The sequence below is a fragment of the Cellulomonas sp. T2.31MG-18 genome (assembly GCF_964266755.1).
Classification (GTDB): domain Bacteria; phylum Actinomycetota; class Actinomycetes; order Actinomycetales; family Cellulomonadaceae; genus Cellulomonas.
This window is the reverse complement of record NZ_CAXWGW010000005.1, coordinates 1-12,728: the sequence shown is the minus strand read 5'-3', so window position 1 is coordinate 12,728 and position 12,728 is coordinate 1. Positions and strand designations below refer to the sequence as shown.

At 67.0% G+C, this 12,728-nt stretch carries 10 protein-coding genes; 7 read left to right on the top strand and 3 right to left on the bottom strand.

The annotated features are described in order from the left end of the window. Nucleotides 1-230: 230 nt before the first annotated feature. Complete coding sequence (locus tag ACFQTY_RS16070; RefSeq protein ID WP_378102479.1) at nt 231-989, top strand: nucleotide-binding protein; 759 nt, start codon at nt 231-233, stop codon at nt 987-989. A 416-nt stretch (nt 990-1,405) separates the two neighbouring features. Here ACFQTY_RS16070 and ACFQTY_RS16065 read toward each other — a convergent pair whose 3' ends face one another. The 3 genes from ACFQTY_RS16065 to ACFQTY_RS16055 form a co-directional block, all read right to left on the bottom strand. Then, the gene (locus ACFQTY_RS16065; protein WP_378102477.1) at nt 1,406-3,976 is read right to left on the bottom strand and encodes a hypothetical protein; all 2,571 of its coding nucleotides are present in this window, start codon (nt 3,974-3,976) and stop codon (nt 1,406-1,408) included. A gap of 548 nt (nt 3,977-4,524) precedes the next feature. Then, nucleotides 4,525-4,860, bottom strand: coding sequence for a hypothetical protein (locus tag ACFQTY_RS16060; protein ID WP_378102474.1), 336 nt, complete (start codon nt 4,858-4,860; stop codon nt 4,525-4,527). After that, nucleotides 4,857-5,243, bottom strand: coding sequence for a hypothetical protein (locus ACFQTY_RS16055; RefSeq protein WP_378102471.1), 387 nt, complete (start codon nt 5,241-5,243; stop codon nt 4,857-4,859). Before ACFQTY_RS16055 ends, ACFQTY_RS16060 begins: the two co-directional genes overlap by 4 nt. Before the next feature lie 161 nt (nt 5,244-5,404). Between ACFQTY_RS16055 and ACFQTY_RS16050 the strand changes: the two genes are divergently transcribed. The 6 genes from ACFQTY_RS16050 (at nt 5,405) to ACFQTY_RS16025 (ending at nt 12,576) form a co-directional block, all read left to right on the top strand. Next, a complete protein-coding gene (locus ACFQTY_RS16050) occupies nt 5,405-5,716 on the top strand; it encodes a hypothetical protein (RefSeq protein ID WP_378102469.1) in 312 nt (103 codons plus the stop codon). A gap of 212 nt (nt 5,717-5,928) precedes the next feature. Next, a complete protein-coding gene (locus ACFQTY_RS16045) occupies nt 5,929-6,999 on the top strand; it encodes a hypothetical protein (RefSeq protein ID WP_378102467.1) in 1,071 nt (356 codons plus the stop codon). Further along, nucleotides 6,996-8,840 (top strand): hypothetical protein, encoded by a 1,845-nt coding sequence (locus ACFQTY_RS16040; protein WP_378102464.1) that lies wholly within the window; start codon nt 6,996-6,998, stop codon nt 8,838-8,840. Before ACFQTY_RS16045 ends, ACFQTY_RS16040 begins: the two co-directional genes overlap by 4 nt. Before the next feature lie 662 nt (nt 8,841-9,502). Next, complete coding sequence (locus ACFQTY_RS16035) at nt 9,503-10,135, top strand: hypothetical protein (RefSeq protein ID WP_378102462.1); 633 nt, start codon at nt 9,503-9,505, stop codon at nt 10,133-10,135. 11 nt (nt 10,136-10,146) lie between these two features. Beyond that, a complete protein-coding gene (locus ACFQTY_RS16030; RefSeq protein WP_378102459.1) occupies nt 10,147-11,262 on the top strand; it encodes an ImmA/IrrE family metallo-endopeptidase in 1,116 nt (371 codons plus the stop codon). 105 nt (nt 11,263-11,367) lie between these two features. Beyond that, entirely contained in the window at nt 11,368-12,576 is a 1,209-nt protein-coding gene (locus ACFQTY_RS16025) for a Shedu immune nuclease family protein (protein WP_378102455.1), read from the top strand. Nucleotides 12,577-12,728 lie beyond the last annotated feature (152 nt).

Genomic DNA, 12,728 nt, shown 5'->3' with positions numbered 1-12,728 from the left:
GCGAGCTGATGTGTCAGGGAACTCGTGCGGTAGCCAGGCCCCGGTCGCGAACGGCCGCGCTCTCGCTGCGAACCAGCCGAGTGCCACCCGCCGTGACAGGGAGCTCAACCTTCTCTGTGTTTAGGGTCATGGCTCGCCATCGCCCGTCATCGCGGCCGAGGTAGGTCTCGAAGTGGTGCCGTGCCGGCGACGGCCGCCAGCGCCTCGGCCGTCGCCGGTATCGTCGGGCCGTGCCGCAAGCGATCCCACCCAGCGTGTTCATCGGATCGGCCAGCGAAGGCAAGGACATCGCGCAGGCGATCGCTTCCGGCCTGGCGCAGGCGGGCTGCGAACCGACGGTCTGGGACCAGAACGTGTTCCGAGCGTCGTCCTACACGCTTCAGGCCCTTCTCGACCAGGCACGCAGGAGCGACTTCGCCGTCCTCGTCGCCACGCCAGATGACGTTGTCGAGAGTCGTGGCGTGACGCAGGCCACGACGCGCGACAACGTAGTTCTGGAGTTCGGTCTGTTCGCCGGGGTGCTCGGCATCGAACGGGTCTACCTCCTGGCGACTGAACCGCAGATGAAGCTCCCGACTGACCTCCTTGGACTCACGCGCCTGCCGTACACCGCACGCGTGCGGGACGCGAACCTGGCTGCAGCTGTCGGGCCTGCGGTCGCTGCGGTCAAAGCCCGGACGCTCGAGCTGAAGATCCGGCCGCAGACGCAAGGGCCTGGCAGCAACGGGCACGCCGTGGAAAGGCACATTCTGCGTCGTGAGCTCGACGTCGTGGCAGGCAACGCACGCGACCAGGGGTGGCGCGTGAAGACCAACAGCGAAACCACGCTGCGCCTGGAGTCCGCGCGTGGAAGACGCCACACCTTCCAGGTCGACGAGGGCCGCCCCCGCGAGACGCGGCTACGGTTGCGGCTGTTCGTGACTGAACTGCGGGCCTCTGGCCTCCGTGTCAACGCGAGTGTGCGGCGCGAACCAGCTCCGGAAGGGTAGAAGCGGTGTGGCCCTCCCGCAGACCCGTGCGGGCCTCAAGCGGGAGGGCCGACGCTCCAACCCGGCGCTACCGGGAACTCCGCCCAGTCACCCGGGCGGCACGCCGCGTCTCTCGGTCCGTGCGACGAAGCCCTGGGTACGCACCTGGAACGCCCGTGCATCGCGCTCGGGGAGCTGGACCGCCTGGGCCCACGCCGCGCCAAGGGACAACCTGTACTCCGCAACACCAACCTGAGCAGCGTAGCGGTGCGGCCAAGAGCCTCCAAGGTGGTTGAACGCACCGGTGAACGCCCACGCTCGCGTGATCGTGGTCGCCGCCGTGGAACGGACTGGGGTCGCGACGGCGAAGTCGTGGACGCGATGCACGTGCTTTGCCGCCTCGCATGCATTGCCATCGTGGCCGTCGAGGCAGCCGCCTACTGCTGGTAGCTCTTGATCCGCTTGTACCAAGCCTTGAGTAGCGCGCACTCCGCTTGAAGCTCATCCGGCTCAGGCGCGACGTAGTTTACTTCCTCGGACTTATCGTGCCGGAGTGCCCACTTCGAGGTGCGGCCGTAGCCATTCTGGTATTCCTTGTTGTCTTCCGGTGTGATTTTGGCAAGCATCCGAACCATCTGCGGGCGGACTTGGTTAGTGCCTCGATCGTATACGCGGTTCACGATTTCGGATGTGACTGCGCGCTCCCAGGTCTCGGAGAGCTTCCCTCCGATGTCGCTGACACGGGCCTCGTACTGGTCGTCGTCGAGGGTTGTCCGGTCCGTCTTGAGATTCTGGATTGCCATCTCGATGGTGTCGAGTCGCGTCGGGGTGTCCTGCGCTTTCCACGGGAAGCCATCATCGCAGTAGCCGGGCGTCTCGCCACGGTGGTGGATCGTCCGTGCGGAAAGGGTCACGTCGACCCGACTTGCCGCAACGAAGAGACCGGACACGAACGCGATGTCGTGAGTGAATACAATCACCTGGCGTGCTTTCGCGAGCTGAGCCAGGCGGAGCGCTACTTGGTCACGCCGGACGTGGTCCAGCGAAGTGACCGGGTCGTCGAACACAATTGCCGACCTGGACTGGTCGAACTCGGCTTCGGTGAAGAATCCGGCGAGTCCGAGCGCGGTCTGTTCGCCCTCGCTCAGCACATCGCGCGCTTTGGCGCTTGTGCGCGCTCCCAGGAGAGCGGGGATTTGCCGCACCTGCCCCTTCTGGCCGCCAAGGCTCCGCAGGGTGACGCGCTGGAGCCTCATCCGCTCGGTCTCGCGCGTGAAATTGTCACGAATCTGATCGGTGGCGTACCTACTCGTGAGTTCGCTTGACTTGCGCGTGATGGTCGCCGTGTCGGTGCGCTGACGTGCAGCGTTCAGCTCGTCGATGTGTTGGCGACGCGAGACCTCCCGCCTGAGCTCCTCGGCCGCCGCGTTGAGGCGTTGCGCCCCGTCGAGCTGGTCACGTGTCTTTCGTGCCGCGAGTAGGGCGCTTCGGAAGCCATCGACGTCGGTCTCGGCGGCCTGAGTCGCAACGGACGTTGCGAGCGCGGCAAGGGTTGTGCCCAGTGTGCTGGGCGCGAGAGGCCCGACGTAGGTTCCGTCGTACGTGGTGAACGCGGCGAGGGCGCGATCGCGGCGGCCCTCGAGGGTTCCAAGTCGAGCCAGGACAGCGTCGGCCGTCCCTTCGTCGTAGTTCCGCAACGTCGCGAGTGCGGCAGACGTTCCCGGGGTCGTGAACTCGAGTTCCCGGAGAGCGGCCAGGGCGTCGGCATACGCCCGCTCGGCCGTCTGAGCGTCGTGCTCGGTGGTGTCCTTCATGTACGCGGCGAACTGCTCGAACCGGTCTCTGGCACGTTGATCAAGCGGTTGCTGGCAGAGGACGCATACGACGCCATCGCCACCCAACGGCAGCTCGTGTTCGTGAGTCGGGATGGTGGCCGCATAGGCGCGGGCGGCGACCCACAGCGTTCGCCAAGTCTCGGATCCAACGCCCGGCAGCGGCGCGTCGTCGAACGCGGCCGACGCTGCGAGCGTGGCCGCGCCGCGCTTCGTAGCGGCTTCGTCCCGGATCTGCTCGGTGGCGCGGAAGCGGTCGTCGTCTACGGCGACCTCCAACTGCGCCAGGGTCGCTACGAGTTGTCTCAACTGACTGGCGTCAGCGTTGAGGCGCGCCTTCTCCTTGGTGGCATCGCTTGTTTCGAGGCGTGCGACCTCCAGAGTTGCCGCCCCGAGGCTCTTTCTGTCCTCGGCGCTGAACTTGCTCGCCTCGTCGATCTCATCACTCGTCGTCTGCGCTGAGAGCGCCGCGAAGAAGGTGCTCGCAGGCGTCCCCTCCGGGAGTGTCACGGTCAGCCGGCCCTGATCGCTCTCGCTGACACGACGCTGCAACTCGTTGCGGACCTTGTCGCACACCGCGACGAGACCATCGAGGAGTACAAGCGCGGACGGTCGGTAGGTAACGCTCGACTCCCTGGTGAGGTACTCGTCGCCGCAGTGTTCGTCGTAGAAGCGCACCTTCTGAAGGTCCGGAACGGGTGGGTCGACGGGGTACTTCTCCGAACGGTCCTCGTCACCTACCTTGTATTCAAGTTCGGCGCTTGGGTCGGGTGCCCTGTCCGCGTAGACGTCCGGGAGGACAGGCGAGGAGTGGCGCGCGCTGACCATCGCCTTGATGATCCGGGCGTAGCCCGACTTCCCGCTGCCGTTGTTGCCGTAGACCACGGTGAGCCCGTGGGACGCGAACGTCAGAGTCTGATCACAGGCGAGAGCGTTGACGCCGGTGACATTGCAGATCCCCTTGAGTCGGACCTGCTCGTGCTCGGCGGTGCCGAGGGATATACCGGTCGCGGACGCACTCTGCGTGTCGCTCCCCGGCGTCAGGAGGCGATCGGCCAGTGCCGCGATCCGCCCAGCATCGTCGTAGGTCTCGCCGCGGGACAGGGCAACCAGCACATCCTGCTGCCAGGCCGGCCGCAGCAGCGCCCAGTTGCGGATGTCGTTCTCGATCGTCATCTCAGCCCATCCCGCATCCGACTCATGTGGCCGCGGCGTGGCCGTGCACTCACTCGGCCAGGAACTCGCCCTTGCACTGAATCAGAGCGGAGCCAGCGCCGGATGCGAATCGGGCTTCTTCATCCGTCCGGGGGACGACCCTGGACGGCACCCTCACGCAGCAATGAGCCAAGTGGGTTGGGCGGCCCGAGGGGATGGCAGAACGGCGGTTACAAGCGGGCGAGCCGGCAACGTCGACTCAGTTGGCAGCCCGCTCCACGCGCCGCCACAAGTCTGTGTTCGATGAGCCGTGGCGCGAGCGGGACACGCCGACGACCACGGCGACCGAAGCGGCAGGATCGCGAGTGGCTCCGCCGTGGACGCGCTGCACGGCGGAACATGGTCAGGAGGGCCGTCGGTTCCAGTCCCTCGAACGGCTTGAGGCCGGTGAGCGCGCGGTTGGCCAAGCTCATGCGCGAGTTGCTCGCCTGCGGCGCTGGATTCCTCGCTGGCGATGAGCGCGGGCAGGGGCGTGTCGAGCCACTGTTCGTCCTTGGCGCCGATCTTCCTTAGCCCACCCGGTCATCCGTGAGCTCGGGCTCGATCGCCGTGCAGGTGCGTGGGATCCACCAACGGTGATCGTTTGAGTCCGGGTCCGGGTCGGTGAGGAATTCGTGCCGATCGCCGACACGGACGATGCCCGCGTCGCCGTGGCTGATCGACGTGATGCGAACCAGCTGCACCCATTCGCCGTCATGAGGCAGGACGGGACTACCGGCGCCGCGCGCTCGCTTGAGCAGCATCCTGTCGAGGTCGAGGTGGCAGACGGTCGCGCTCTCACTGCGGACCTGCCACCTGCCGCCGTCACTGACGTTCAGCTCAAGCTTCGTCGTGGCCTCGGTCATGCCTCAGCCCTGACTCGCAGCGTGCGGCGGATCGCACGCACAAGGGCCGTCGTCTCCAGCCACTCCGCTGGGGTCACGTCGACGATCGTTGTCATGCCCAGTTCGTGCGCCAGTTCTTCGCCGTCGACGGAGCCTTCCTCCCAGGCTGTGATCGTTCGGATGAACGTGTCGAGCAGTTCGGCCCGGTACAGCTCGGTGCTGCGGGCGCTGAGCATGCCGAGGATGGCCTGCAGATGCGGGGTGCTCAGCTCGTCGGGGAAGCGCACGTTCGCTTGTGCATCGATCCAGAACTCGTGATGCAGGACGCGCATGTCGAAGCAACCGGGCTGAACGTGGGAGACCCAGCCGGGCAGGGGTGGTTGATGGCGTCTGTCGTTGTCCATGCGGCGACCGTGACGGCGCGCCGCCGTGTGGCATTGGCCTGAGGCCGGTGTCCCCTTGCGTCTCGGTGTCCTGCCACAAGGGGTCCGGGTGAGCGCGGTCACGCGCTTCGCACCACCGGCGGCACGAACGCCGCCGGGGTGCCCAGCGCCTGGGAGGGCGCATGTCCACAACCAATGGGGTAATCAGCACGAGTGCGGGCAAGCAGCTCCGGCTGCAGCAGCTCCTCGAACGGCGCCGCGCGATCGGCTCGACGTGGGCCGAACGGATCTCACACGGTCTTCCCGGAGTAGGGAACCTGACCGCGGACCTTCTCCTGGTCGAGCTCGCCATCACCGAGCAGTGGCCCCAGGCGGTGGAGCTGTGGCTCCCCGAATGGGTCGTGGCCGACGCGGTGAAGCTGCACGACCCGGCACAGCCGCGCGACGACTGCAGCGTCTGCAAGGCTCTGGATGAGCGGCCGATGGCCGCCTGACGGTGGAAAGAGGGGGTGGGGTCTACGGACCCCGCCCCCTCGCTGTCGCACTGCCACCTACGGCAGCACCGGCACGGTGCTGGCGCCCGGGAGGTGTGCTCCCGGCGCCGGAGGTGACTCGCCATCCGCGTGCCAGCGTGGTTCTTGCGTCGGACCGAAGTGCGTCCGTGCCGAGAGTGCGTGCACCGATCCGCGCCTGACGGTGCGCCCACATGCCCGTCAACCAGCCTGATCACAAGCCTCGCCGTCGCACCGCCGCCCGACTCATCAGCACTCAACTCCCGGGGCGAACGCCGGTGACCGGCCACGCGCCGGTGGCGCTCGACGTGGACGCGTACGTGGGGTCCTACGTGCCGATAGGCATTGCGCATTGGCCCGACGTCACGGAGTTCGTGCGCAGCGCCGCTTCGGAGTTCTTCCAGATCACTCCACCTTCGACCCGGGGTGAGGCTCAGGCAGCGATGCGGGAGATCGCCCGCTTGGCCGACTTCCAGTTTGCCCGGACCGGACGGGTCTCGACGAAGACGGTGTTCACGCGCGTCACCGTGGCGCAACTGGACGCGAGCCGCGCTGGTGCCTTGCGAGCGAGTGCGAATGGGGCGGCGAAGGCCGCGCGGGACAGCATCGTCAGCGACGGTGAGGTGACCCTCGCGAGCCAGCTGAGTCGAATCGTGCGCATCGGGCGCGCGCTGAACCCGGCGGGTGGATGGGACCCGAAGCCGCCGTCGCGCCCACGTCGGGTGACTCCGCCCTACTCCCCGGATGAGCTGCGCCGACTGGAAGAGGCCGTCGCCCGCAACTCCGGGCTGCCGGCCGTCAACGGCGAGGCCGTCCTCGTGCTCGGGCTCGGCGCCGGCCTCTCGGGGACGGATCTTCTGGTGCGCACCACACAGTGCGAAGACCTCGGCGACAAGGGCATCGTGATCGAGGTCGCGGGCCGGCGGGTGCCAGTCCTCGAACGGTACGAGTCCCGGTTGCGTGCCCTGCTGGCCTCGACCGCTCCCGGGAACCTCCTGATCGGTTCGGAGGCCACGCACAAGAACGCCGTCAACGAGGCCGTGGCCCGGGTCCAGATTCCGCAGGGTGCTCCCGCACTTGAGCCCGGTCGCCTGCGCGCCACCTGGATCGTGAGCCACCTGGCGTCCGGGGTGCGGGTGCCGGAGCTCATGCGGGCGGCCGGCCTGGTCTCCATGACGTCGATCAGCGACCTGGCGCGCTTCGTGCCGGCACTGGACGACGATCGTGCGACAGCGATGCTGCGCCAGTCCGGTCAGCGCCGGTGAACGCCAAGCGGCTCATGCACCCGCCGCGCCTGCGGGGGGCTCGCGATCTGACGGGCGGACGCCCGCCGACGACCTCGGAGCTGGAGTGGGCCATCCAGATCGTCGACAACCTGGGCAGCGGCTTCCTCAACGGCCTCACCGATGCGGTGGGCGAGAACCTCGGGCGCCCGGGCTCGGTTCTCGCGCGGCACGTCCTGATCGCCTGGTTGTTGACCGCCTATGAGCCGACCGCGACCGCCGCGCATGTGCGGGTGGTTCAGAACCTGTTGTCCCTGACACCGGCCCAGCGAGAGCAGATCAGGCTGCCTGAGCTCCCGGCCAACCGGGCCTACGCGCGTGTCTGGGACAAGACAGACGCGGTCATCAAGGCGCTCGACGCGGGCTTCGAGATACCTGTCGGCTCCGGAGTGGTCAGGGTCGACCTGGACTGGTTCGTCGATGCGTTGATGACCAGCGCGATCCCCGAGCACCTGCCGACGAGTCGGACTCGCGCCGTCGATGGAACCGACTGGGAGACGTGCGGTCAGTTCGTGGCGGCGACCCGCGAGTACGACGGTGAGACCCCAGCGGACACCGACGGTGATGTGGAGGAGCACCACAAGAAGGTTGTCGCGCTGCGTCGCTCGCTCAAGGACCGCGTCCCGCTCGGGCTCGACGGGCGGCCCATCTACACCAAGGACTGCGACGCCCGTGCGGGGCACCGCAGCGCGAACAACCGGCACAGCGCGAGCCTCTACATCGGGTACGAGCTACACCTGGGCGTCCAGGTCAGAGACTTCGGGTACCAGGGCAAGCCCAACGAGGTGGTGCTCGGCACGGACGTACCGAACTTCATCACGATGGCGCGCCTGACTCCCGCGGGGGCCGACCGCGTGGACGCGGTCGTCCCGGCCCTGGCCAAGGAGGTCGTCCCGGCGGCTGGCGGGCGGTGGGCTCCAGATGGCCAAGGGGACGCGTTGGCCTCTGTCATCTGGGACCGCGGCTACTCGATCCTGGACTACTCGCGAGGTGCAGGTGCGCTGCGCGCGGCTGGCATCACCGCGGTGTTCGACCTCAGCACCCGCCAGCGCACGCTGAAGGCGATCTACCGCGACATCGACTTCATCGACGGCACGCCCTTCTCCAAGCACATGCCTCCCGAATTGCGTTCGCTTCCGCGCTTGGAGAGCCACGACACACCCCAGGAGCGGGAGGCGAAGATCGCAGCGTTCGATCGTCGCGCGATCTGGCGCTGGACCCCGTTCGGGTCAACCAGCGACGGCCTCCGGCGACGATGGCAGTGCCCCTTCTGTGCGGGACGGTTGCGCATCGCCGACCGCCCGACCCGTAGGGCCAACGTCAGCGCGCCCGTGGTCGAGCTGCCCGACGGCGTCGCGTGCTGCGCGGGCACCGTGACCCTGCCGGACGATGCGGTGCACCTGGAACAGGCATCCGGGCTGCTGTGGGGCACCAGTGCCCACACCGCCGTGTACGGCCAGCGCTCCCTCGTGGAGAACGCGAACAACCTGGTGCACGACAAGTACGTCCACCTCGACCGCGGCTACACCAAGCTGATGGGCCTCGCGAAGCGCAAGTTCGTGCTGGCCTTCCTGCTCGCCGGCGTGAACCGCAAGATCGCCGAGTCCTGGGAGGCCAGGGAAGCTGCCCGGGGAGGGCACGAGAACCGCGTCGCGGCGTACCAGGCACAGCTGCGCGGCGAGCCGTCCCCGGCTGCACCATCAGCCGCGGCGCTTCGTCAGCGCCGGTCACGCGCCGCACGCCGCGCGAAGGCGGACGCAACCTCGCCAGCGTCACGCGGCCGTACCCGAACGGCACCTCGACTGGCCGCCTCCCGGCAGTAGCCGACAGCCAGCACGGCCCCGAAGGCTAAAGAGACTAAAACCGGCTCCTCAGCCCCGCACCGAACTCGGTGACGGGGCCATTCGGCTTACGGCCGCATCCCCCCGCCCGTCACGGCCTGGTCGGCTTCGCGGCGCTGCGCAGGGCCCGGGAGCTACTGATGGCGCAGGTAGACGGGCCGCTCCGATTTCGCCCGAGGTCCCGGACGACTTTCCGAAACTGTTCGAGCCGACAAACCGAAACCACCCCTGGAGCGGACGACGGGAATCGAACCCGCGTAGCCAGTTTGGAAGACTCACGCCCATAGCACCCTGACCTGCGCGGGTACCCTCATTTGATAGCCAGGTGGAACCGAACTGGAACCGAACGGTGTGATGGCGCGGTGCTGAACTAGGTGTAGATCACCTCCAGCGACGAGTTGGAAGCGCGGATCACCGGGGGCTGGTGGCACCACCGCTACCTCCGAGAGGCATCCGACCGCCGCGGACCTGGCCCTTCAGAAGGAGCTGGTGCGGCGGTCGGCGTCGCGAGCCGCGAGATGACCCCATCGTCGCCGCTAGGACACTCCGCTCGCCACGACGCGCCGCCTAACTCGATGTACCCGTTCTTTCACTGGGTGCTGGTAGCCTGTCTCCCGTCGGCCAGCCCTGGGAGGAAACCGCGCATGACGATCCACACCCCGAAGACCCGCGAGGACCTCGCGCAACTCCTGGCTCCGATGCGTCTGCATGCGACCGCCTTCGAGCGTGCGGTCTCAGTCGGAGCGGCAGAGAGTCGCACCTTCTCGATGGGCGCCCCAAGGTCTGCTCCAAACATGACGCGCTGGTTCCGCACCGTCGAGGTCATGCACGAGCAACTCATGTCGCTCCAGCTGGACTGGAAGCGATCGGACCCGCAGAACCTGCCCTACTTCTCGCAAGCCGACCTGAAGCTTGGACTCATCACGAGTAGCGGCGACGAGTTCACCGGAGTGGCTTGGGGTACCCCCAGCACGAAGAACCCGAAGGGTTCCGCGTTCGCCCGCCGCGTTGAGGAGAACGGCCAAGGGACGTTATTCGGCCAGCCGACCGATGACGGCGAGATCGACGTCAAGTTCCTGTGGATCCTGCTCTACAACGAGCGTGACGGCATGGTGCATCTGGAGCTGTCGCGACCGAGCACGATGGCGCACAAGCGCATCGACAGCTGGTCGGAGCGGATCATCTTCCCGCCGTTCGATCTCGCGCTCGGTGGCTTCACGTTCGACGAGGGTGGCGCAGAGGACGAGGGCTTCGGGTTCACCGTCGCACGGCGCTGAGGGACACCGCAATGAGCACCACTTTCATTCCTGCGCGCCTGGAAATGGCGCGCTCCATTCGGCAGATGACTGCGACCGACCTGGCTGCCGCATCAGGAACGACCGCGCCCTGGGTATCCCAAGCGGAGAATACGAAGAAGACTCCCAGTCCGGAACTGATTCGCGAGTTCGCGAGGGTGCTGCACTTCCCCGTCGAGTTCTTCTACCGACCCGTGATGAGCCTGCCACCCTCGGACGCATTCCACTTCAGAGCGACGTCGCGGCTCGCGAAGAAGGACGAGGCGACAGCTCGGAGTCTGTCGACACTCGCCATCGAACTGTCCGACTGGATCGAGGCGACCTACCGTGCGCCGGCCCCGGCCGTGCCAGAGCTGCAAGATCTGCTCGATTCTGACGACTGGCTGCCACCCGAGCAGGCAGCGGAAGCGCTGCGGGGCGCATGGGGGCTGGGCGTCGCTCCGATCAAGAACCTGCTGCAACTCCTGGAGTCCAAGGGTACGAAGGTGTTCTCGGCGGGTGGACCTCTTCAGGCGATCGATGCCTTCTCGTTCCGCCACGGCGCGACGCCAGTCATCTTCCTGAATGTCCATAAGTCCGCCGAGCGACTCCGGTTCGATCTTGCGCACGAACTCGGTCACCTGGTCATGCATGGAGGGTCACTACACGTTGCCCCCGGCAAGGAGAAGGAGCAGGCAGCCAACGACTTCGCGAGCGCGTTCTTGATGCCGCGCGCGGACGTGCTCGGAGCCATACGCGGAAACCTCATGCTCGAGGACGTGTTGGTGTTGAAGCGGCGCTGGCGGGTCAGCGCCATGGCACTCAACCTGCGCGCCCATCGCCTCGGGGTCATCTCTGAATGGACCTACAGCACCCTTGCCAAGCAGCTTTCCATGGCGGGATTTCGGCGCGGGGAGCCCGGCTCGGATCTCCTCATCGAGAGTTCAAGCCTGCTGACGCAGGTCATGACTGACCTGCGCGCACATGGACAAGGCTTCGTCGAGATCGCCAGAGCGCTCGACGTGCGCGCCCAGGACATCCGCGATCTCATGCTCGGCCTGGTCACGTTTGCCATGGGGGGCGACGCCATCAACCGCGCCCGGAGTACGGCGAACCTTCGCGTCGTGTAGCGGCTGCCCAAACGGCATGAAACGCGTCGTTGGCGGCCGCCGAGGTCGGTGCAGGGGCCGGCTCGGCGCGCCGACATCGCAGGTAGGTGGGCACGTGGTGGGCTAATGACCATGCCGATCGACGGGCCAGCCGACGACGAGACGTACTACGCGCAGGGCCGGGTCCCAGGACGGACGTACGCCTCACGTGGCTTCTCGATCAACGTTCCCGAGTCTCGTGACTTCGGCAAGCCGGCCCGGTTTGCGTACCGCGTCCTCGATGTGGACGAGCAAAGCATGGTGAGTCTCGATGGCCATGAGTGGGTCGTGGCTGAGGCTCCCGGCGGGCGCTACCAGTTCAAGCTCCTGATCGCCCGCGATGCGGGTCAGATTAAGGACATTTGGATTCAGAAGATTCCTGCCCCGGGCGCTAGTGGTCGCGCGCGTACGGTTCTCAACCTCAAGCGCGACGATGCGATGCGCCTAGCCGAGTTCTTTCGTGCCATCGACGCGATGCCCGTCGACTCCGGCGTTGCGGGCGTCAGAGTCGACGATGATGTGATCAAGGAACTCTTCAGCGACCCGGATGCGGCTCAGCGTGTGTACCAGCACAAGCCGGCCGCGTTCCGTTCGCTCATCGAGGACGATGCCACAGCACGCGACGTCATCGCTGTGGCGCATCGTCGTGCGCAGGTCGCCAGATTTCGTCGTCTGCTTGAAGACGACGCGTACTTCGATTCCGAGGCAGCGCAACTCAACGGACCAGAGTCGGTGTGGCAGGCGCTCTTCGAGGAGAATCCGTGGATTCTCGGCCTGTCCGTCGGGGCGCAGCTCCTGCTGGGCAACAACCCGGAACGACTCGAGCAAGTCGTTGTCGGGGCAACGGTCGCTGGTCCGGGCAAGAGGGTGGATGCGCTGCTGAGCACGGCGGGGACGATCCGGTCGATGGTCTTTGCCGAGATCAAGACCCACCGGACGCAGTTGCTGGCGGCCCAGCCGTACCGGCCCGGGTGTTGGGGTGTCTCCGCAGCGGTTGCAGGGGCGGTGAGCCAGGTCCAGGGCACTGTTCAGCGGGCTGCGTCGGCGATCGGCGAACGGCTGCCTCAGCTCGCCAACGACGGCAGTGAGATCCCGGGCTCCTACAGCTACCTGCTCAGGCCGCGGAGCTATCTGATCGTGGGTCACCTCGGTCAGTTCCTCGGGACCGCTGGCGGGCAGGACCGTGGCAAGTTCACGTCCTTCGAGCTCTTTCGCCGCCACATGCAGGAACCGGAAGTCGTTACGTTCGACGAACTGCTCGCTCGAGCGGAGTGGCTCGTCGCGTCGGACGCGTAGGCGGCCTCCGGGTCGCTGCGATCGGTGTCGACGACGCGTTGAGACTGACCCTCTGACGACGGATTGGGGCTGACCCCTCCGGGACTCTGGAGGGGTGATCGCACTGGAGGATTGGGCGGAGATCCGTCGGCTGCATCGGGCCGAGGGGATGC